18 protein-coding genes, 1 pseudogene and 2 riboswitches are annotated in these 22,171 nt (G+C 29.5%); of the genes and pseudogenes, 17 read left to right on the top strand and 2 right to left on the bottom strand.

All coding sequences use genetic code 11. The features are described from left to right. Positions 1-70: 70 nt before the first annotated feature. Together mreB and fabZ are read left to right on the top strand one after the other, a co-directional pair. Positions 71-1,114 (top strand): rod shape-determining protein, encoded by a 1,044-nt coding sequence (gene mreB, locus VN21_RS05990; RefSeq protein WP_046822482.1) that lies wholly within the window; start codon positions 71-73, stop codon positions 1,112-1,114. A gap of 4 nt (positions 1,115-1,118) precedes the next feature. Continuing rightward, positions 1,119-1,547 carry a 3-hydroxyacyl-ACP dehydratase FabZ gene (fabZ, locus tag VN21_RS05985; RefSeq protein WP_046822481.1) on the top strand — a complete coding sequence of 143 codons (429 nt, stop codon included), beginning with the start codon at positions 1,119-1,121 and terminating at the stop codon, positions 1,545-1,547. Positions 1,548-1,603: 56 nt separating this feature from the next. Here fabZ and yyaC read toward each other — a convergent pair whose 3' ends face one another. After that, positions 1,604-2,113: a spore protease YyaC gene (gene yyaC / locus VN21_RS05980; protein WP_021428266.1), complete on the bottom strand. Its 510-nt coding sequence runs from the start codon at positions 2,111-2,113 to the stop codon at positions 1,604-1,606. 138 nt (positions 2,114-2,251) lie between these two features. Beyond that, a riboswitch (SAM riboswitch) is annotated at positions 2,252-2,356 on the top strand. Between the two features lie 145 nt (positions 2,357-2,501). Between yyaC and metK the strand changes: the two genes are divergently transcribed. The 10 genes and pseudogenes from metK (at position 2,502) to VN21_RS05935 (ending at position 16,167) form a co-directional block, all read left to right on the top strand. Further along, positions 2,502-3,692 (top strand): methionine adenosyltransferase, encoded by a 1,191-nt coding sequence (gene metK, locus VN21_RS05975; protein WP_046822480.1) that lies wholly within the window; start codon positions 2,502-2,504, stop codon positions 3,690-3,692. Between the two features lie 129 nt (positions 3,693-3,821). Beyond that, positions 3,822-6,050, top strand: coding sequence for an SF1B family DNA helicase RecD2 (gene recD2, locus VN21_RS05970; RefSeq protein ID WP_046822479.1), 2,229 nt, complete (start codon positions 3,822-3,824; stop codon positions 6,048-6,050). Beyond that, positions 6,046-6,207 (top strand): annotated as a pseudogene (locus tag VN21_RS19400) (double zinc ribbon domain-containing protein); the annotation flags it as partial. The gene recD2 and the pseudogene VN21_RS19400, both read left to right, overlap by 5 nt. A gap of 168 nt (positions 6,208-6,375) precedes the next feature. Continuing rightward, entirely contained in the window at positions 6,376-6,795 is a 420-nt protein-coding gene (locus tag VN21_RS19065) for a ComF family protein (protein ID WP_226896678.1), read from the top strand. A gap of 618 nt (positions 6,796-7,413) precedes the next feature. Continuing rightward, the gene (gene hpf / locus VN21_RS05960) at positions 7,414-7,965 is read left to right on the top strand and encodes a ribosome hibernation-promoting factor, HPF/YfiA family (protein WP_046822477.1); all 552 of its coding nucleotides are present in this window, start codon (positions 7,414-7,416) and stop codon (positions 7,963-7,965) included. Positions 7,966-8,088: 123 nt separating this feature from the next. Further along, positions 8,089-10,761: a preprotein translocase subunit SecA gene (gene secA, locus VN21_RS05955; RefSeq protein ID WP_046822476.1), complete on the top strand. Its 2,673-nt coding sequence runs from the start codon at positions 8,089-8,091 to the stop codon at positions 10,759-10,761. A gap of 14 nt (positions 10,762-10,775) precedes the next feature. Further along, a protein-coding gene (prfB, locus tag VN21_RS05950) for a peptide chain release factor 2 (protein WP_408633643.1) occupies positions 10,776-11,889 on the top strand; the annotation gives its coding sequence in 2 pieces (ribosomal slippage) (positions 10,776-10,838 and positions 10,840-11,889; 1,113 coding nt in all). Between the two features lie 56 nt (positions 11,890-11,945). Next, complete coding sequence (locus tag VN21_RS05945) at positions 11,946-14,096, top strand: Tex family protein (protein ID WP_046822474.1); 2,151 nt, start codon at positions 11,946-11,948, stop codon at positions 14,094-14,096. A gap of 9 nt (positions 14,097-14,105) precedes the next feature. Next, positions 14,106-15,269 (top strand): amidohydrolase, encoded by a 1,164-nt coding sequence (locus tag VN21_RS05940; RefSeq protein ID WP_046822473.1) that lies wholly within the window; start codon positions 14,106-14,108, stop codon positions 15,267-15,269. A 63-nt stretch (positions 15,270-15,332) separates the two neighbouring features. Then, positions 15,333-15,451: riboswitch (FMN riboswitch) on the top strand. Between the two features lie 110 nt (positions 15,452-15,561). Then, entirely contained in the window at positions 15,562-16,167 is a 606-nt protein-coding gene (locus tag VN21_RS05935; RefSeq protein WP_046822472.1) for an ECF transporter S component, read from the top strand. 145 nt (positions 16,168-16,312) lie between these two features. On the opposite strand, the gene VN21_RS17825 is transcribed toward VN21_RS05935, so the two are convergent. Then, on the bottom strand, positions 16,313-17,161 hold the full coding sequence (locus VN21_RS17825) for a GNAT family N-acetyltransferase (RefSeq protein ID WP_052951993.1): 849 nt from the start codon (positions 17,159-17,161) through the stop codon (positions 16,313-16,315). A 168-nt stretch (positions 17,162-17,329) separates the two neighbouring features. Between VN21_RS17825 and tsaE the strand changes: the two genes are divergently transcribed. From tsaE to glgB, 5 genes are all read left to right on the top strand, one after another. Beyond that, positions 17,330-17,782 (top strand): tRNA (adenosine(37)-N6)-threonylcarbamoyltransferase complex ATPase subunit type 1 TsaE, encoded by a 453-nt coding sequence (gene tsaE, locus VN21_RS05925; protein ID WP_046822471.1) that lies wholly within the window; start codon positions 17,330-17,332, stop codon positions 17,780-17,782. Further along, complete coding sequence (gene tsaB, locus VN21_RS05920; protein WP_046822470.1) at positions 17,782-18,498, top strand: tRNA (adenosine(37)-N6)-threonylcarbamoyltransferase complex dimerization subunit type 1 TsaB; 717 nt, start codon at positions 17,782-17,784, stop codon at positions 18,496-18,498. Before tsaE ends, tsaB begins: the two co-directional genes overlap by 1 nt. Then, on the top strand, positions 18,488-18,946 hold the full coding sequence (gene rimI / locus VN21_RS05915) for a ribosomal protein S18-alanine N-acetyltransferase (protein ID WP_046822469.1): 459 nt from the start codon (positions 18,488-18,490) through the stop codon (positions 18,944-18,946). Before tsaB ends, rimI begins: the two co-directional genes overlap by 11 nt. A 1-nt stretch (position 18,947) precedes the next feature. Beyond that, entirely contained in the window at positions 18,948-19,964 is a 1,017-nt protein-coding gene (tsaD, locus tag VN21_RS05910) for a tRNA (adenosine(37)-N6)-threonylcarbamoyltransferase complex transferase subunit TsaD (protein WP_046822468.1), read from the top strand. A gap of 280 nt (positions 19,965-20,244) precedes the next feature. After that, positions 20,245-22,149, top strand: a complete 1,905-nt coding sequence (glgB, locus tag VN21_RS05905) for a 1,4-alpha-glucan branching protein GlgB (protein WP_264303192.1) — start codon at positions 20,245-20,247, stop codon at positions 22,147-22,149. The last annotated feature ends 22 nt before the right edge of the window (positions 22,150-22,171 follow it).

The raw sequence follows: 22,171 nt of genomic DNA, 5'->3' as shown, positions 1-22,171 counted from the left end.
TTGTATATTTTGTATGTAGAGTGTTAAAATTAACGAAAAGTTTATATAAATTGAGAAGGAGTTGAATTTAATGACAAAAGGAGCTGATATCGGTATCGATTTAGGTACTGCAAATGTTCTTGTATATGTCAATGGAAGGGGTATTGTTGTAAAAGAACCTTCTGTTGTAGCAATAGATAAAAAGTCACAAACTGTTTTAGCTGTAGGTGATGAGGCTAGAAAGATGATAGGAAGAACACCAGGAAATATAGTAGCTATAAGACCTTTAAAAGATGGAGTAATATCTGATTATAATATTACTGAAAAAATGTTAACATATTATGTAGACAAAGTGGTAGACAAGAAAGGTTTTTCACGATTTTTTATGCCTAGAATAATGGTGTGTGTTCCAACGGGAGTTACTGAAGTAGAAAAGAGAGCTGTAGAAGAAGCTACAAGACAAGCTGGAGCTAGAGACGTTTATATTATAGAAGAGCCTATTGCGGCAGCTATAGGAGCTGGATTAGATATAGCTAAGCCTGATGGGAATATGGTTGTTGATATAGGTGGAGGAACAGCAGATATAGCTGTAATATCTTTAGGAGGAGCGGTTGTAAGTGAATCTATAAGAATGGGGGGAGACAAATTCGATGAATATATAGTAAATTATATGAGAAAAAAGCATAATTTACTTATAGGTGATAGAACTGCTGAACAAGTTAAAATTAATATTGGAACTGCACATCCTAGAGAAGAAGAAGTTACTATGGATGTAAAAGGTAGAAATTTAGTAACAGGACTTCCTCAAAAAATAACTATAGATTCAAAAGAAATGTTGAATGCTTTAGAGGATGGAGTTAACCAAATTGTATCTACTGTTAGATCTGTACTTGAAAAAACACCTCCAGAACTTGCAGCAGATATAAGTGAAAGTGGGATAATAATGACAGGTGGAGGAGCTCTTTTACATGGACTAGATAAAAGAATAGAGGAAAGTACAGGTATGCAAGTTAAAATAGCTGAAGATCCTTTATCGTGCGTTGCTAAAGGTACAGGAGAGTCCCTATCAGCACTAGATATGTTAGAAACAGGTGGAACAGGTTTATTTAAAAGAAAAATTATAAAAGGAGAATAATAATATGCTAAATATTGATCAAATAAAGGAATTAATACCTCATAGATATCCATTTTTACTTGTAGATAAAGTTATTGAACTTGAAGAAGGGAAAAGAGCTGTAGGTATAAAAAATGTAAGCGTTAATGAACCATTTTTCCAAGGTCATTTTCCAGAATATCCTATAATGCCAGGAGTTTTAATTATAGAAGCGATGGCTCAAGTTGGAGCTGTAGCTATGATGTCTATAGACGAAAATAAAGGAAAACTAGGTGTATTTGCAGGTATAGATAAAGTTAGATTTAAAAAAGAAGTTAGACCTGGAGATACATTAAGAATGGAAGTTGAAATGACTTCTTTAAGAAGAAATATAGGAAAAGCTAATGCGAGTGCATATGTTGATGGAGAATTAGTTTGTAGTGGAGAATTAATGTTTGCATTAGTTCAAAAATAAAGAAGCTGCCTTTTGACAGCTTCTTTATTTTTGATTGTAAAGGGGATATATTGAAATCAGGTTGAAAGTATCAAGGATAATGCTATTATTTCAGCCATATCTAAAATAAAGCTTAGACGTATACTGTTAAATGAAAATTTATTATTTTCGTCTACTTTATCAACAATACCAACAATGGAATAATTCCCAATTTCAGGAAGTTTCTTACCTACTCCCTTTCCGGGCAGGATAGGTCCTTTTCTTACTTGTAAATTTCCTATATTGCTCTTTGATCCTAGACAAGCATCTATAGCCAGAAAATTACCATTAACATGTTTTTTCTTTATAGACTGTAGGGATTCATATATATTTAAAGCATGAATAGGTTTATCTAAAGTACCATAAACAGGATATTTATAATTGCTGTTTTTTAACATCGTTCCAACTAAAGGGCCTAAAGAATCGCCTATAGCTCTATCTGTTCCTATACAAACTATAACCGTATTCTCATCAATTATATCTTTTAATGTATCACTAAGGATTTGAACAACATTATCTTTTTTATAGTTTACTTTAGCCAAATACATAGGAACATCCCCCCTTAAAATAAATATATGAGAGCCTAAAGTAAAAAATAACATTTAAAATTTAAAGAAATATATTGATAAGAATCATTAATCATAGTATACTTAAAAAGTAATAAAAATTAATAAAATTTCTTAATTACCTTATTAAGAGAGGTGGAGGGACAGGCCCTGTGAAACCCAGCAACCATTCCGAATGGAAAAGGTGCTAATTCCTACAAGATGTTATATCTTGAAAGATGAGGTTAGTTAATTATTGACGAATATAATTAACCTCTTCTTTTAAAAAGAAGAGGTTTTTTTAATATCAAGAAAGACTATTCCAAGTATGGATCTAAGGTAATAGAAAGAATTTTAATCTAAGGTTAAAAGAAAATAGGAGGAAAGTTTAATGGCAAAACATTTATTTACTTCAGAATCAGTTACAGAAGGGCATCCAGATAAAATATGTGATCAAATATCAGATGCAATATTAGATGCACTTTTAGAAAAAGATCCACAAGCTAGAGTTGCTTGCGAAACAACAGTTACAACAGGATTAGTATTAGTTGCAGGAGAAATAAGTACAAACACTTACGTTGATATACCTAAATTAGTTAGAGAAACAGTTAAAGGAATAGGATATACTAGAGCTAAGTTTGGATTTGACGGAGATACTTGTGCAGTTATAACTTCTATAGATGAGCAATCAGGGGATATTGCTATGGGAGTTGATGAAGCTTTAGAAAATAGAAGTGGAGAATTAACTGAAGATGAAATAGAAAAAATAGGAGCTGGAGATCAAGGAATAATGTTTGGTTTCGCGTGTAATGAAACAGAGGAATTAATGCCTCTTCCGATATCTCTTGCTCATAAGTTATCAAGACGATTAACAGAAGTTAGAAAAAGTGGAGAGTTAGAATACTTAAGACCAGATGGAAAGACTCAAGTTACTGTTGAATATGATGGAAATAAAGCAGTTAGAGTTCATACAGTATTAATATCTACTCAACATTGTGAAACAGTAAGTACTGAGACAATAAGAAAAGATTTAATAGAAAAAGTTATAAAAGTTGTTATACCAGAAACACTTTTAGATGAGGAAACTAAAATATATATAAATCCAACTGGAAGATTTGTTATAGGAGGACCTCAAGGAGATACAGGGCTTACTGGAAGAAAGATAATAATAGATACTTACGGTGGATACTCAAGACATGGAGGAGGAGCTTTCTCAGGAAAAGATCCTACAAAGGTTGATAGATCAGCAGCATATGCTGCAAGATACGTTGCTAAAAATATAGTAGCAGCAGGGCTTGCAGACAAATGTGAAATAGAATTAGCTTATGCTATAGGAGTTGCTAGACCATTATCTGTATTCATAGATACATTTGGAACTGGAAAAGTAAGTGAAGAATTACTTGTTGACTTAGTTAACAAGAACTTTGATTTAAGACCAGGAGCAATAATAAGAGATTTAGACTTAAGAAAGCCTATGTATAAAAATGTTGCAGCTTACGGACATTTTGGTAGAACTGATTTAGATTTACCATGGGAAAGAACAGATAAATCTGAAACTTTAAGAGAACAAGCTGGTTTATAATAAATATTTACATTAGTAAATAAGAAGACTGTAGATTTACAGTCTTCTATTTTTTTTATATAAATTTAGCTGTATAATAATAGTAAATTATGTAAACGCTAAAGTTAGAATTTTTATAGGAGATTATTTATGGAAAAGATTGAAGGAATGATAAGTGATATTATATTTAAGAATGAAGATAATGGATATGTTATAGCTCATTTATCAAACGAAAATAATGATATAGTTATAGTTGGATGTATGCCTACTTTAACAGTTGGAGAGAGTATAGAAGTTGAAGGAAAATGGATAAATCATAAAACTTATGGAACTCAATTTGAAGTTAACTCATTTATGCCAGTTACACCATCATCTATAGAAGGTATATATGTATACTTATCCTCTGGAATAATAAAAGGTATAGGAGAAAAGATGGCAAAGAGGATAATCGAAAAGTTTGGAGTAGATACCTTAGATATTATTCAAAATTCTCCGCATAGACTTTCAGAAGTTGAGGGCATAGGGAGTAAAAAAATTGAGCAGATAGCTAAAAGTTATGAAGAAAATAGAGAATTAAGAAATATAATAATGAATTTATCTCCTTATGGAATAACTCCTAACTTTTGTTTGAAGATATATAAAAGATATAAAAATAAAGCAATAGATATAATAACTAAAAATCCATACAAGTTAGCAGAGGATATAAGAGGAGTAGGGTTTAAAGTAGCAGATAAAATAGCATCAAATTTAGGAATAGATAAATTTTCTAAAGACAGAATAATGCAAGGTATTCTATACACATTAAATCAATCTTTAGGAAGTGGGCATACATATTTACCTAAGAATGCCTTAATAGATGAAGCTAGCAAACTGTTGGGTGTAGATAATGAATATATTTCAGATTCAATTTTAAGATTAGCGTATGATCAAAAAATTCATATTGAAAGAAATTTGGGAGATGAAGATCACATATACCTAATACCATATTATCTATCTGAGAATGGAGTTTGTAAGCAAATAATAAAGTTATCTCAATCTCAATTTAAAGAACTAAATATAGATATAGACGAAGAAATAGAAGATATAGAAAAAGAAACTAATATAAAGTTAGCTACAAATCAAGTATTAGCAGTAAAAGAAGCTGTTGAAGGTGGATTAGTAGTTATTACTGGAGGGCCCGGTACAGGAAAGACGACAACTATAAATACTATAATAAAAGTATTTGAAAATAATAAACAAGAAGTTCTTTTAGCTGCACCTACAGGTAGAGCAGCAAAAAGAATGAGTGAGACTTCTAATAAAGAGGCTAAGACAATCCACAGGCTATTAGAAATGGGATATGCAACAGACTCAGAAGAACTAGTTTTTTTAAAAGATGAAGAAGATCCTATAAAAGCAGACGTAGTTATCGTTGATGAAGTTTCAATGGTAGATATTGTTTTAATGTATAGTTTATTAAAAGCAATAAGACCAGGAACTAGATTAATTTTAGTTGGAGATAGTGATCAGTTACCATCTGTTGGAGCTGGAAATGTTTTAAAAGATATTATTGATTCAGAGGTTATAAATGTTGTTAGATTGGATGAAATTTTTAGGCAAGCTCAAGAAAGTATGATAGTTGTAAATGCCCATAGAATAAACAAAGGATTACCACTTCACCTAAATGTTAAAGGGAAAGATTTTTTCTTTATAAAAAAAGATACAAATGAAGCAATTCTAGAAGAAATAGTTGGATTAGTTAGCGAAAGGCTACCTAAATTTTATAACTTAGATAAACTACAAGATATACAAGTTCTTGCACCTATGAGAAAGGGTGATTTAGGTGTTACAAATTTAAATATAGAGTTACAAAAATATTTAAATAAAGAAGAAAAGTTTAAAGTTGAAGAAACACTACAAAAAAGGATTTTTAGAGTTGGCGATAAAGTTATGCAAATAAAAAATAATTATACTAAAAAATGGGAAAATGAAGATAAGAGTGAAAATGGAGAAGGTATATACAATGGAGATATAGGTTATATTTATCATATAGATAAGGAAAATAAAATTATATATGTTCTATTTGATAAAACTAAAATAGTGTCTTATGAATACTCTGAGTTAGATGAATTGGATCATAGTTTTTGTACGACAATACATAAAAGTCAAGGAAGTGAATTTCCAGCTATTGTAATTCCAGTAACTTGGGCCCCGCCTATGCTATTAAATAGAAATCTACTTTACACAGCGGTAACTAGAGCTAAACAATTAGTAGTTTTAGTTGGAGATGTTAAATACTTAGAATTTATGATAAAAAACAATAGGATAAATGATAGACACTCTAATTTAAGTAAAAAGTTGAATAGATTAAAAAAAGAAGGGGTGTTGATAAAAAATTAAATCAATTTTTTATAAAATTTTAGATATAATATATCCAGAAAATATTAAGTGTATTATATGCAATAAACCTATTAGTAAAAATAATACATACTCATTATGTAAAGATTGTTTCAATGAACTAAATTTTATAAATGATGGATGTCTAAAATGTGGAAAAACTATATTAAATGAAACTATAGAAACATTAAAGCCTGAAGACTTATTAAATGGATGTCCATCTTGTATAAATAAAACGTATTATTTTGAAAAAGCTATAGGATGTATAGAATATAGTGAAACTAGTAAAAAGATAGTATTTGGATTTAAATATAATGATAAAACATTTATGGTAAATATTATATCTAAGATAATGAAAGAAAAGTTAGATACTCAAAATATAAATTATGATTATATACTGTATGTTCCATTACATAAGAAAAGAGAAAGAAAAAGAGGGTTTAACCAATCAAAACTTATTGCAAAAAAACTTGGTAAAATAGAAAATATAAAGGTTTTAGATTCTATATATAGGAATAAGAATACTACTAAATTATTTAAATTAACAAATGAAGAAAGATCAAGAGAAGTAAAAAATGCATTTGGTTTTTATAAGAGTATAAATTTATGCAAAAATAAAAATGTATTACTTATAGATGATATATTTACTACGGGAAGTACTGTAAATGAAATATCAAAAATGTTGAAATTTAAAGGTGTGAAAAAAATTTATATATGTACATTTTTAACTAGAATAAATTGTTATTGACATATGAGTCTTAAGATATTAAAATGTATTAGTAATGTGTTAGGTCTGTGGTTGAAAGTTCATGCCAGTTGCAGGCGAAAGGACCCACGTAAGTTAATTCTAAAAATGGGATTAATGATCATGGTGCAGCTTAGAAGTAAGACCTGCCGATATTAAAATCGAGAGAGTCAGTAGTGCGGCGAACCCAAGCGAAATCTCCAGCAGGCGAGTGTGGGGGCAAAGACCAGGTCAGCTAAAATATTACTAAAGTACCTTTAGAGGTGCTTTTTTTTTGTTTAAATGCAATTTTTTTTTAATTTATTCGAAAATATGACAACAATAAACAAATTAATAACAAATAAACATTAGTTCTGTGGATATAAATAAAGCAAAGAATGTGTAAAAATAAATAAATACAGACTTATTAACATTTTTATCCACATTATCCACAGGTTATAATGATAAATCAATCCACATGTTGTTCAAGGTTTACAATTAATCGACAAAAATAAATTTATTTACCTTGAATATTATAATTCCAAGAAGCTAACAATAAAAATAAAGGAAATTGAATTTAAACATAGAAATTAAATAAGTATAAGTTGTTGTGCTTATATATATCTGAAGGGAGATGTTCTTATGAAGATAAAAATATCTGGGAAACAAATGCAATTAACAGATGCAATAAAGGATTCAGTAGAAGAAAAATTAGAAAGATTAGACTACTACCTTCACCCAGAAACAGAAGTAAAAGTTACAGTAAGTGCTAAAAAGGCAAGACAGAAAGTAGAAGTAACTATAATACCAATAAGCGGTCCTATAATAAGAGCAGAAGATACAGAGGAAAATTTATATGCTGCTATAGATGTAGTATATGATAAGTTAAATACTCAGTTAAGAAAGTATAAAAAAAGAGTACAAGATAAGCATCAATCAAATGAAAGTATAAGATTTAGCCATATAGAAGATTTATCGGAAGAAGAGTTAAATGATGAAAATGAAAATTCTATAGACATTTCAATAAAAAGAAATAAGAAATTTAATATGAAGCCAATGAGTCCAGAAGAAGCAGTATTACAAATGGATTTATTAGGACATGATTTCTTCATATTTACAAATACTCAAACTGATGATATATCAATAGTATATAAAAGAAAAAATGGCGGTTATGGAATGATAGAGCAAGAGTAGAATTTAAATTAGTTATTAAAGCTATCGATAAAAATTATAATCGATAGCTTTTTAAATATAAAATACAAAGATTTTATGGTAGAATGTATATTATACATATAATGGACGAGGAGAGATAAGTATATGGGTTTCTTAGATAATATATTTAATATAGCTGATAAAAGAGAGATGAAAAAATTCAGCAAAACAGTTGATGAAATAGATGCTTTAGAATCGAAATTTCAAGGAATGTCAGATAATGAATTAAAAAATATGACTAATGTTTTTAAAGATAGACTTAATAATGGGGAAACAGTAGATGACATATTAGCAGAAGCATTTGCAGTTGTAAGAGAAGCTTCAAAAAGAGTACTTGGGATGAGACAATATAGAGTTCAGCTTATAGGTGGTATAGTTCTTCACCAAGGAAGAATAGCTGAGATGAAGACTGGAGAAGGTAAAACTTTAGTTGCAACAGCTCCAGTTTATTTAAATGCGTTAACAGGTAAAGGTGTACATGTTGTAACAGTAAATGATTACTTAGCAAAACGTGATAAAGAACAAATGGGTAAAATATACGAGTTTTTAGGCATGACAGTTGGGGTTATAGTTCATGGACAAAGTCCTCAAGAAAGAAAAGAACAATATGAATGTGATATAACTTATGGAACAAACAATGAATATGGATTTGATTATCTAAAAGATAACATGGTTATACATAAAGAGCAAAAAGTTCAAAGAGAATTAAACTATGCAATAGTCGATGAGGTCGACTCTATATTAGTTGATGAGGCTAGAACACCTCTTATAATATCAGGTCCTGGAGATAAATCAACACATCTATATGGTGATGCAAATACATTTGTACATACTTTAAAGGAAGATAACTATGAGATAGATGAAAAACAAAAATCAGTTTCTTTAACTGAAAGTGGTATACAAAAAGCAGAAGTTTATTTCAATGTTGATAATATAACAGATGTAGCTCATATAGAGTTATACCACCATATAAATCAAGCATTAAAAGCTCATAAAATAATGAAGTTAGATGTGGATTACGTTGTAAGAGATGGCGAAATAGTTATTGTTGATGAATTTACGGGAAGACTTATGTTTGGTAGAAGATATTCTGAAGGATTACATCAAGCAATTGAAGCTAAAGAAGGATTAAGAATACAAAGAGAATCTAAAACTTTAGCAACTATAACATTCCAAAACTATTTTAGAATGTACAATAAGTTATCAGGAATGACAGGTACAGCTAAAACAGAAGAAGAAGAATTTAAAGCAATATATAAAATGGATGTTGTACAAATTCCAACTAATAAACCTATATTAAGAGAAGACTTAGCAGATTGTGTTTACAAGAGTGAACTAGGAAAATTCAACGCAGTTGTTGAAGATATTATAGAAAGACACAAGAACAATCAGCCAGTACTTGTTGGTACAGTATCTATAGAAAAGTCTGAAGTTCTATCTATGCTTTTAAAGAGAAAAGGTGTAAAACATGAAGTATTAAATGCTAAAAACCATCATAAAGAAGCTGAGATAGTAGCTCAAGCAGGTAGATTAGGTGCAGTAACTATAGCTACTAACATGGCAGGTCGTGGTACGGATATAGTTTTAGGAGGGAACCCAGTATTTTTAACTAAAAAAGAAATGAAAAAAATTGGATACCCTGAAGATATAATAAATAAGGTAGACGCAGATATAGAGAGTTTAGGTATAGAGTTAACTGACGAAATAGTGAAAGCTAAATCTGATTTTGATAAAATACTTGAAAAATATAAGAAACAAACTGAAGAAGAGCAGGATAAAGTTAGAGAAGCTGGCGGATTAGCGATAATAGGTACAGAAAGACATGAATCTCGAAGAATTGATAATCAGTTACGTGGTCGTGCTGGTCGTCAAGGGGATCCAGGAAGTTCAAGATTCTATATAAGTTTAGAAGATGAACTTATGAGATTATTCGGAAGTGATAGAATTTCTGGAATGGTTGAAAAAATAGGCTTAGATGAAGAAACACCTATAGAAGCTAAGATGTTAACCAAATCAATAGAAAATGCTCAAAAGAAAGTTGAAGGAAGAAACTTTGGTATAAGAAAGCACGTTCTTCAATATGATGATGTTATGAATAAACAAAGAGAGATAATATACGAACAAAGAGGTCGTGTATTAGAAGGTGAAAACTTAGAAGAGCAAGTTCAAACAATGATAATGGCTATAATATCAGATGGATATGATATATATGTGACAGATCAAGGGTTTGATTTACATGCATACAAAGATTATTTATATCATATGTTTATGCCTAAAGGTAGCTTAGAGGCTGAAAATCTTGAAAACATGAATAAAGAAAAAGTTATAGATACAGTATATAACTTAGCTAAAAAAATATATGAAGAGAAAGAAAATATGGTTGAATCTGAAAGGATGAGAGAAATCGAAAGAGTTATACTTTTACAAGCTGTTGACTCTTATTGGATAGACCACATAGATGCTATGGATCAATTACGTCAAGGTATCGGACTTAGAGCTATAGGTCAACAAGACCCAGTTGTAGCTTATAAGTTAGAAGGATTTGACATGTTTGATAATATGACAAAAGCTATACAAGAAGATACTGTAAGATATTTATATAACTTTACAATAGAAGAACCTATACAAAGAAAACAAGTAGTAGATGTAGAAAAAATATCTTCAAATGCAGATGAAGGACAAGGAAACAGACCTGTTAAGAAGGATGAAGAAATAGGTAGAAATGATGAATGTCCTTGTGGAAGTGGTAAAAAATATAAAAAGTGTTGCGGAAGATAGTTTGGAGGTTATATATGCTTAATGTACAAGAATATAGACATAGAATAGAAGAAATGTCTAATAATATAGAAGAATTGAGGGCTTCTCTTTGACATAGAAAGTCTGAATGAAAAAATTATTAGAAGTGAAAAAATAATGAGTGAACAAGACTTTTGGAATGATAATGAAAAAGCACAGCGTGTACTTCAAGAAAATAAAAATCTAAAAGATATCGTAGATGAGTATAATCATCTACAATCATCTGTAGAAGATGTAGAAGTACTTCTTGAGCTAGCTCAAGAAGAAGCTGATGATTCATTAGAAAAAGAAGTTGAAAGTACAATAACTTCAATTGAAAAAGAGATTGATAAAGTTAAAATAAAAACTTTACTGAGTGGAGAGTATGATAGAAATAATGCAATTTTATCTATAAACGCAGGAACAGGTGGATTAGATGCTCAAGATTGGGCAGAAATGCTACTGAGAATGTATGATAGATGGGCTAACTCTAAAGGATTTAAAGTTAAAACTCTAGATTTACAATCAGATACAGAAGCTGGTATAAAAAGTGCAACTATACAAATTGAAGGACTTAATGCATATGGGTATTTAAAAAGTGAAAAAGGAGTTCATCGAATTGTAAGGATTTCTCCTTTTGACCCATCTGGAAAAAGACACACTTCTTTTGCATCAATTGATGTAATTCCAGAGTTAGATGAAAGTATAGAAATTGATATAAATCCTTCAGATTTGAAAATTGATACATATAGAGCATCTGGAGCTGGTGGACAACATATAAATACTACAGATTCTGCAGTAAGAATAACTCATATACCAACAGGTGTAGTTGTTCAGTGTCAGAATCAGAGGTCTCAACACAGTAATAAGGATACTGCCATGAGAATGTTAATGGCTAAACTTATAGAGTTAAAAGAATTAGAACAAAAGGAAACAATAGAAGATTTACAAGGCAAGTATTCTCAAATAACTTGGGGAAGCCAAATTAGATCTTATGTATTCCAACCATATAAGTTGGTAAAGGATCACAGAACAAACGCTGAAATAGGAAATGTTGACAGTGTTATGGACGGTAATATAGATTTATTTATAAATGAATATTTAAAAATGACTAAAGTAAATAATGTATAGAACATAAGGGTGTGTTTCAAGTTTTGGGACACGCCCCTTTTTAGGAGGGATTTAAATTGGATATAAATAAAATTTTAAAAGAAGAGTTTAATTTAAGAGATTCTCAAGTTGAAAATACTATAAAGCTTATAGATGAAGGGAATACTATACCATTTATAGCCAGATATAGAAAAGAAATGACTGGTGAAATGAGTGATGTTATACTTAGAGCTTTTTATGATAAATTAGTTTATTTAAGAAATTTACAAAGTAGAAAAGATGATGTACAAAGGATAATAGAAGAACAAGGCAAGTTAACGGATGAAATATTAAAAAATATAAAGCTAGCTAAAACACTTCAAGAAGTTGAAGATATTTATGCTCCATATAAGCAAAAGAAAAGAACAAGAGCAACTATTGCAAAAGAAAAGGGTTTAGAAAATTTAGCTATAGCTATATTAAAGGATAAAGTAGATTTAAATTTAGAATGTAAGAAATATATAGATAAAGAAAAAGAAGTAAACTCTGAAGAAGATGCATTAAAAGGAGCTAAAGATATAATAGCAGAATTAGTTTCAGAAGATGCAAAGCTAAGAAAGTATATAAGAGAGCTAGCTTTAAGAGAAGGAGTTATATCAAGTAAAAATTCAAAAGATGAAAAATCTGTATATGATATGTATTATGAATTTAGTGAATCTGTGAAAACTATAGCTCCACATAGAGTATTGGCTTTAAATAGAGGAGAAAAAGAAGAATATTTAAAAGTTAAATTAGAAATTAATAATGAAAAAGTAATAAATCATATAGTTGATGTATATGTTAATAAAAATAACCAAATAAACAAAGAAGAAATAATTTCTGCTATAGAAGATTCATACAAAAGACTTATATTCCCTTCAATAGAAAGAGAGATAAGAAATCATTTAACTGATTTAGCCCATGAAAGAGCAATAAGTGTTTTTGGACAAAATGTTAAGAGCTTATTACTTCAACCTCCTGTAAAGGATAAAGTGGTTATGGGATTTGACCCAGCATATAGAACTGGATGTAAGATAGCTGTTGTAGATAAGAATGGTAAGTTATTAGATTACACAACTGTATATCCAACTAAACCTCAAAATGATGTAGATGGAGCTAAGAAGACTTTAAAAGGACTTATAGAAAAATATAATATAGATATAATTTCTATAGGTAACGGTACAGCATCAAGAGAATCAGAACAATTTGTATCTGAAATGATAGGTGAAATAAATAGTAATGTTCAATACACTATAGTAAGTGAAGCAGGTGCATCTGTATATTCAGCATCAGAGCTTGCTAATGAAGAACACCCAGATATAAATGTATCTATAAGAGGTGCTATATCTATAGCAAGGAGATTACAAGATCCTTTAGCTGAGTTAGTTAAAATTGATCCTAAAAGTATTGGAGTAGGACAGTACCAACATGATCTGAATAAAAAAAGATTAGAAGAAGTTTTAAGTGGAGTTGTAGAAGATGCGGTAAACTCTGTAGGGGTGGATTTAAATACAGCTTCATATTCATTACTTGAACATGTAGCTGGGATAAGCAAAACTATAGCAAAAAATATAATTGAGTATAGAGAAGAAAATGGTGATTTCACATCAAGAGCTCAAATTAAAAAAGTTAAAAGATTAGGACCACAAGCATTTACTCAATGTGCAGGGTTTATGAGAATAATAAATTCAAAAAATCCTTTAGACAATACTGGAGTACATCCTGAAAGTTATGATACTTGCAAAAGTTTACTGGAGAGACTAGGATATTCATTAAATGATTTAAAAAATAGAAATGTAGATGAAATAGATTCTAAGATAGCAGATATCGGAATACACAAATTAAGTGAAGCATTAGAAGTAGGAATTGTTACTTTAAAAGATATTATATCTGAAATAAAAAAACCAGGAAGAGATCCTAGAGAAGAAGGGATTAAGCCTGTACTTAGAACAGATGTATTAAAAATTGAAGATATAAAAGAAGGTATGGTTTTAAAAGGAACTGTAAGAAATGTTGTAGATTTTGGAGCATTCGTTGATATTGGAATAAAAAATGATGGTTTAGTTCATAAATCACAAATGAGTAATAAATTTGTAAAAGATCCTATGACAGTAGTAACTGTAGGGGATGTAATAGATGTAAAAGTAATAGGTATAGATTTAAAAACACAAAAGGTTTCTTTAACTATGAAAGATATAAAAGAAGTATAGGAGGAATAAATGCTTTTTATAAAAAATGGAATTATAAACACAGTCACTAATGGAATTATACAGGGTGACATACTTATTGAAAATGGGAAGATAATAGAAATTGGAGCAGATATAGTTGCTCCATTAGATGTAGAAGTTATAGATGTAAATGGAAGTTTAATTTTTCCTGGATTTATAGATGCACATACACATTTAGGTTTATGGGAAGATGGTATGGGGGTTGAGGGAGCTGATGGTAATGAAGAAACAGATCCAATAACGCCACATTTAAATCCTATAGATGGCATAAACCCTATGGAAAGAAGCTTTGAAGAAGCGAGAAACGGTGGAATTACATCTGCATGTAGTACACCAGGAAGTGCAAATGTTATGGGAGGACAATGTATCGCTATAAAGACTGTTGGTAGAAGAATAGATAAGATGATAATAAAAAATCCTGTGGCATCAAAAATAGCTTTTGGTGAAAATCCAAAAAGTTGTTATGGACAAGAAGAAAAAGCTCCACAAACTAGAATGGCAATTGCTGCAATGTTAAGAGAAACATTAAAAGAAGCAGAGCAGTATCTAGAAGATATAAGATTACATGAAGAAGATGATGAAAATGAAAAGCCTGATTATGATATGAAAATGGAAAGTTTACTTCCAGTACTAAATAGAGAAATTCCATTTAAAGTACATGCACATAGAGCTGATGACATGTTTACAGCGATAAGAATTGCGAAAGAATTCAATTTAAAGTTAACATTAGATCATTGTACAGAAGGGCATTTAATAGTTGAAGATTTAGTAGAAGAAGAGTACCCAGTTATAGTAGGGCCTTCGCTTTCTGAAAGATCAAAAATAGAATTAAGAAATTTAACTTTTGATACAGCTGGGGTTTTATCAAATGCAGGAATGCAAGTTTCACTAACTACAGATCATCCTGTAGTTCCTCTACATTACTTACCTGTATGTGCAGGAATAGCAGTTAAACATGGAATGGATTCTAAAAAAGCTATAGAAGCAATAACTATAAACCCTGCAAAAACATTAGGGATAGACAATAGGGTAGGTTCTATAGAAGTTGGGAAAGATGCAGATATAGTTATATGGGATAATAATCCTTTAGAAATTCAAAGTAATGTCATGTATACTATAATTGATGGAAAAGTTGTATATAGAAAACAAGGTTAATTAATATTGACATATCTAAATTTTATTAATAATATATAGATATAAGGAAAATTAAATAGCACGTAAGATCTTCGGGGCAGGGTGAAATTCCCTACCGGCGGTATAGCCCGCGAGCTACATTTGTAGCATGACTTGGTGAGATTCCAAGGCCGACAGTAAAGTCTGGATGAGAGAGGATTAGTATATATGTATAAGAAAGATATTATTGTTTTAATATACTTAAAAAACTAAGCTCGAAGAGATTCTTTGGGCTTTTTCTTTTTCCTAAAATTAAAATTAGGAGGTTTTTTAAATGGATAATATATTCATCAATAAAAAAACTATGAGTACAAATACAATGACAAAGGTAGCTATTTTAGCAGCAATTTCTTATATTTTAATGTTTATAGCAATACCTATTCCAGGTATATTTCCTGATTTCTTAAAACTAGATATATCGGATGTACCGGCTATATTTGGAGGTATGACATTAGGACCAGTAGCAGGTTTTACAATAGTTCTTATTAAAAATTTATTCCAAGCAATGACGGCATCAACAACAGCTTGGATAGGTGAAACAGCAAACTTACTAATTGGTGGTTCATATGTAGTAATTTTATCATTAGCATATAGACATAAAAAAAATATAAAGGGATTATTTTTAGGGTTTTTCTTAGGAACAATAGCTATGATAGTAATAGGTTGTTTAACTAACTATTACATGTTACTACCTTTTTATGGGAAAATAATGCCTATGGAAGCTATAGTAAATATGGGACATGTAATAAATCCTAATGTAGTAGATTTAAAGAGTTTTGTTATTTGGATGATAGCTCCATTTAACTTAGTTAAAGCAATACTAATGTCAGTGATTACATTACCTCTTTATAAAAAGATGGAGGTAATATTAAAAAAATAAATTAATTAAAAGATTTTTCAAAGTATAGAGCGAATGGTAACTATATAAGTTTTAATGACATTTTAAAAGCATATTTTCAGCTTTCATGGAGTAAAACTTATATAGTTACACATGAGCAAGTTAAATTTGAAAAATCTTTTTTTATTTATTTTTCATCGTAAACATAATAGACACAATCATTTTCAAAATTAGACATTGATTCAAAATTATTTTCTTTAAGCTTATTTATAAGATTATCGTATGGATTTGTTATATAAATTTCAGCCTCTTTTGATTTATATTTCAATAAAGAATAATTAGTAGAATCACTAATTCCTTCAAATGTGTTATCTATGCATATAATAGATGGACATCCTTTCATTTTTATAATACATTTATGACCATTAACTATTAATAAAGAATCACTTTTAACTAGATCATTAAAAATATTTTCGCAAATATTTAAAAATGTAAATCCATAAGTTAATTTATTATTACAAGTTTTAAAATAATCGAGATTTTTAAATTCTTCATAAGAAATATTCCATTTTTCAACTTTAAAATCTAATAAATTTAAGTTAGATTTCTTTATGAAATCATAATTTTTAAAAACTATTAAGCAACTCTGAGCTAAATAAAAATTCTTAGCTTCCATCATTTTTATACTAGCTGGAGTGTCTATATGAGTACACATTGCTATATTAGTTATTTTATTATTTCTTAAATCTTCTCTTGCTAAATTAAATAGCATATCAGAAATAGCATGGGCAAGTTGCTGTCCTCTATAATCTATATGTACTCTAAGTCCTTCAAGCCATCCTTGTCTATCTGGTAAAACTGTATACTTACCAACTGCTATAACTTTACCTTCTTTAACTAATCCAATAAAACAACCTTCTTTATCATCAACCCATTTGTGAAAGACTTTGGGTAAATAGTCATGACCATCCCAAATGTTTCGAGATATATCTACTATATCATCGAAATCATCGTGTGTTAGAACTTTATAATTCAAAAATATCACCCCTTTTAATAAATAATATTACCATAAGTTGTAAAATATATGGTATATAATAAAAACTTTGTAAATGTAAGGCTTTATAATAGTAATTTGTTATAATATAATAATATCTGTTACGTTAACAATTTAGATAAACAAGTCTTACTTATGGAGATGATATAGATGATTAAAATATATTTAGAAAATGAAGAGCAAACAAGAGATATAGGATTTAAATTAGGTAAACTTTTAACGCCAAGAAGTGTAGTATGCTTAATAGGTGATTTAGGTGCAGGAAAAACTACTATGACTCAAAGCTTAGCACAATCTTTAGAAGTAGATGATTATATAACTAGTCCTACTTTTACAATAGTAAATGAATATGAAGGGAAAATGCCTTTATACCATTTTGATGTGTATAGAATTGGAAGTAGTGATGAAATGTATGATATAGGATTTGATGAGTATATAAATGGAGATGGAGTTTGTATAATTGAATGGGCAAACTTAATCGAGGATATACTACCAGACGAATATTTATATATAGAAATGAACTATAAAGAAAATGGAAGAGAAATGATACTGAATCCAAAAGGAGAAAAGTATGAAGAAATAGTTAAGGAGCTGACTAAGTAATGAAAATTTTAGGTATAGATACAGCTACACATTCAACAAGTGTATGTATTGTAGAAGATGATAAGTTAATATGTGAATATACAGTTAATACTAAAAAAACACATTCACAAAAACTGATGGTTATGATTGAATCAATGATAAAAGAAAGTGATTTAAATATAAAAGATATTGATGCAATAGCTATATGTATAGGTCCAGGATCATTTACAGGATTAAGAATTTCTATGGCTACAGCTAAGGCTATATCACAAGTTAGAAACCTACCAATAATAGCTGTTGATTCACTAGAATCTTTAGCTTTCAACATGAATCTTTGTGATAGAGTAATTTGTCCTATATTAGATGCGCAAAGAAACCAAGTGTACACAGGAAAATATAGATTTGAAAATGGAGAATTTAAAACATTAGAAGATGTAAAAGTAGTTACAATAGATGAATTAGTAGATGAACTATCTAAATCAAATGAAGAGTTTATTATTGTTGGAGAAGCTACAAATTTATATAAAGAAAAACTTGATGAAGTTAAAAATTCTTATATAGCAGCTGTATCTAACAATGTAAGTAAAGCTAGTAGTTTATGTGCCGTAGCTGGAATTAAATTTAAAAAAGATGTAGATGTACATAATTGCTATACTATAAATCCGATGTACATAAGAAAGTCTCAAGCGGAAGTTCAGTATGAGGAAAAAATGAAGAGGCTAGAAAATGATAAATAATAATTTAATAATAAGAGATATGACAAGCAGTGATGTAGATGGAGTTTTTGAAGTTGAAAAGAATTGCTTTAAACATTACTGGCCTAAAGGTGAATTTGAAAAAGAGATGAAAAATGATGTTGCTAATTATTTAGTAGCAGAAATTGATAAAAAGATTGTTGGTTACGTAGGTATATGGTTTATAGCTGGAGAAGGTCATATAACAAATGTAGCTGTACATAGTGATTTTAGAGGACAAAAGATAGGTGATGAACTTATCGAGCATCTTGTTAAAAAATGCAAAGAAAATCATATATTTGCTATGACATTAGAAGTTAGAGTATCTAATGTAGTAGCTCAAAATTTATATAAAAAATATGGATTTAAATTAGCAGGGATAAGAAAAGAGTATTATAGTGACAATAAAGAAGATGCAATGATAATGTGGAGCCAATTAAAAGAGGTGTAGTATGAAAAAAGATATAATAACATTAGCTATAGAATCTAGCTGTGATGAAACAGCATGTGCAATTTTAAAAAATGGAAGAGAAGTTTTAAGTAATATAATTTCTACGCAAATAGAATTACATAAAAAATTTGGAGGAGTTGTTCCTGAAGTAGCATCTAGAAAACATATAGAAAATATACCAATGGTAGTACAACAAGCTTTAGATGAAGCAAATGTAACTTTTGATGATATAGATCATATAGCGGTTACTCATGGACCAGGATTAGTAGGGGCTGTTTTAGTAGGACTTTCATATGCTAAGGCATTAGCTTATACTCTAGATATTCCTTTAGTTGGAGTTAATCATATTGAAGGACACGTAAGTGCAAATTATATAGAGGATAAAAATTTAAAGCCACCATTTATAACTTTAATAGTTTCAGGTGGACATACACACTTAGTAGAAGTTAAAGACTATGGGAAGTATGAAATTTTAGGAAAAACTAAAGATGATGCATCAGGAGAAGCATTTGATAAAATTGCAAGAGCTATGAATCTAGGTTATCCAGGTGGACCTATAATAGATAAATTAGCTAAAAAAGGAAATAAAAAAGCAATAGACTTCCCAAGAGCTTGTATGGATGAAGGATATGATTTTAGTTTTAGTGGATTAAAATCAGCAGTTTTAAATTACTTAAATGCTAAGAAAATGAAGAATGAAGAAATAATAGTTGAAGATGTTGCAGCATCATTCCAAGAAGCTGTAGTAGAAGTTTTAGCAACAAAAGCTATAAAGGCAACTAATGAAAAAGGATACAATACAGTTGCATTAGCAGGAGGGGTTGCTGCAAACTCTGCATTGAGAGAAAAGTTAACTTTAATGGCAAAGAAACAAAATATACAAGTTAAGTATCCATCAATTATATTATGTACAGATAATGCGGCTATGATTGGTTGTGCTGGATATTATAATTTTATTAACGGAAAAATTAATGATATGAGTTTAAATGCTGTTCCTAATTTAAAAATAGGTCAGTAGAAAAAAATCGGAGTGATTCAATGTTTTGAATTAACTCCGATTTTTTTGTATACACAATTTAGGAAAATGTTTTCTTTGTTTTATAAAAATGTATATTTTTGTAATTATATATACAAAAAAGAGTTAATAGATTGAATGATGTAAATTTGTAGCTATCATCGTCTAAATTTTTAGAACAATACTTTTTATAATAAAGTAAAAGTTCATATATAATTAAAAATAAGCGAGTAATCGGTTTTAAAATACATTTAATATATGCTTAAAGATGGGGGATTTTATGTTGAAGAAATATGAGGATATAATTAACAGCTATAATATAAATTTATTTAAAGAGGGGAAACATTTTAGAAGCTATGAATTTATGGGAGCTCATAAAGTACAAAAGGGAAAAGAAAAAGGAGTTACTTTTACAGTATGGGCTCCAAATGCAAATCAAGTATATTTATCTGGAGAATTTAATGATTGGAATAAAACCTCCCATCCTATGAAAAATTTAGATAAGAGTGGAATATGGAATATATTTATACCTAAAATGGAATTTAGAGATTTATACAAATATAATGTTGTAGATAAAAACGGTAATAGTAAGTTAAAGTCTGATCCTTTTGCATTTTATTCGCAAATGAGACCTGAAACAGCTTCAATTGTATTCGATATAGACAATTATTCTTGGAAGGATAAAAAGTGGATAGAAAAAAGAGAAAAGACAACATACAAGGATTTACCTATGAATATATATGAAGTTCACTTGGGATCATGGAAAAGAAAATGGGATGGAGACTTTTTTAGTTACGAAGAACTATATGAATTAATAGACTATGTATGTGAAATGGGATATACACATATAGAGGTTTTACCAATAACAGAACATCCATTAGATGAATCATGGGGTTATCAAACAATAGGATATTATAGTCCTACTAGTAGATATGGAGATTGTACTAGTTTAATGAAATTTATTGATAGATGCCATAAAAAAGATATTGGAGTAATTCTAGATTTTGCATATAGTCATTTTTGTAAAGATGATCATGGATTATATAAATTTGATGGAACACCTCAATTTGAATATGAAGATAAGTTGAGAGCTGAAAATATTGGTTGGGGAACAGCCCATTTTGATTTAGGAAAACCTGAAGTGCAAAGTTTCTTAATATCTAATGCAATTTATTGGCTAGAAAAGTTCCATGTAGATGGTATTAGAATGGATGCGGTTGCAAGCATGCTTTACTTAGATTACGATATAGGTCCTTGGAAACCTAATAAATACGGTGGTAGAGAAAATATAGAAGCTATTGAGTTTTTAAGAATGTTTAATGAAGTTATTCATAAGGAGATAAAAAATCCAATTATAGTTGCAGAAGAATCCACATCTTGGCCGATGGTATCGGGACCTTCGTACAAAGGTGGATTAGCATTTGATAGTAAGTGGAATATGGGATGGATGAATGACACGTTAAAATATATGGAAATGGATTCTATATATAGAAAGCATCATCATGAGTTAATAACTTTTTCTTTTATGTATGCTTTTTCTGAAAATTTTATACTTCCATTATCTCATGATGAAGTTGTGCATGGGAAAAAATCTCTTCTCGATAAAATGCCTGGAGATCCATGGCAAAAATTTGCAGGAGTAAGATTACTTTATGCGTATATGATGTTGCATCCAGGAAAAAAATTATTATTTATGGGATGTGAATTTGCACAAGGATTAGAGTGGAGATTTGCATATGGATTAGAATGGGAACTATTAATGAATGAACCGCATAAATCAATGCAAACGTATACGCGAGATTTGAATTTACTATACAAATATGAAAAAGCTATGTATGAAATAGATGAACATAACTCAGGATTTGATTTTATAGATCCTCACAATATAGATCAAAGTGTAATTGTTATTATGAGAAAAGGTAAGAAGAAAGAAGATTTTATAATAGGAGTATTAAATTTCACACCAGTATTTCATCCTGAATATAGGATAGGAGTGCCATATGAGGGGATATATCAAGAAGTTTTCAATAGTGATGATAAGGAATATTGGGGATCAGGACAAACTATGAAAGATGTGGAGTTAAAATCAGAAAATATAGCATGGCATAATAAACAGTATTCCATAAATATAAAGGTTCCACCTATGGGGGCAACTTTTATAAAAGGTAAAAATATAAATATCTTATAAAATTTATTAATTTATTAGGGGG

This window comes from Paraclostridium benzoelyticum, from assembly GCF_001006285.1.
Classification (GTDB): Bacteria; Bacillota; Clostridia; order Peptostreptococcales; family Peptostreptococcaceae; genus Paraclostridium; species Paraclostridium benzoelyticum.
Note: the sequence above shows the minus strand (reverse complement) of the source record. Positions and strands in the feature narration are given on the sequence as shown.

Excerpts from the sequence above, each read along its gene's own strand:
- mreB (WP_046822482.1), top strand. The coding sequence starts at position 71 with ATGACAAAAGGAGCTGATATCGGTATCGATTTAGGTACTGCAAATGTT.
- fabZ (WP_046822481.1), top strand. The coding sequence starts at position 1,119 with ATGCTAAATATTGATCAAATAAAGGAATTAATACCTCATAGATATCCA.
- yyaC (WP_021428266.1), bottom strand. The coding sequence starts at position 2,113 with ATGTATTTGGCTAAAGTAAACTATAAAAAAGATAATGTTGTTCAAATC.
- metK (WP_046822480.1), top strand. The coding sequence starts at position 2,502 with ATGGCAAAACATTTATTTACTTCAGAATCAGTTACAGAAGGGCATCCA.
- recD2 (WP_046822479.1), top strand. The coding sequence starts at position 3,822 with ATGGAAAAGATTGAAGGAATGATAAGTGATATTATATTTAAGAATGAA.
- VN21_RS19065 (WP_226896678.1), top strand. The coding sequence starts at position 6,376 with ATGGTAAATATTATATCTAAGATAATGAAAGAAAAGTTAGATACTCAA.
- hpf (WP_046822477.1), top strand. The coding sequence starts at position 7,414 with ATGAAGATAAAAATATCTGGGAAACAAATGCAATTAACAGATGCAATA.
- secA (WP_046822476.1), top strand. The coding sequence starts at position 8,089 with ATGGGTTTCTTAGATAATATATTTAATATAGCTGATAAAAGAGAGATG.
- VN21_RS05940 (WP_046822473.1), top strand. The coding sequence starts at position 14,106 with ATGCTTTTTATAAAAAATGGAATTATAAACACAGTCACTAATGGAATT.
- VN21_RS05935 (WP_046822472.1), top strand. The coding sequence starts at position 15,562 with ATGGATAATATATTCATCAATAAAAAAACTATGAGTACAAATACAATG.
- tsaE (WP_046822471.1), top strand. The coding sequence starts at position 17,330 with ATGATTAAAATATATTTAGAAAATGAAGAGCAAACAAGAGATATAGGA.
- tsaB (WP_046822470.1), top strand. The coding sequence starts at position 17,782 with ATGAAAATTTTAGGTATAGATACAGCTACACATTCAACAAGTGTATGT.
- rimI (WP_046822469.1), top strand. The coding sequence starts at position 18,488 with ATGATAAATAATAATTTAATAATAAGAGATATGACAAGCAGTGATGTA.
- tsaD (WP_046822468.1), top strand. The coding sequence starts at position 18,948 with ATGAAAAAAGATATAATAACATTAGCTATAGAATCTAGCTGTGATGAA.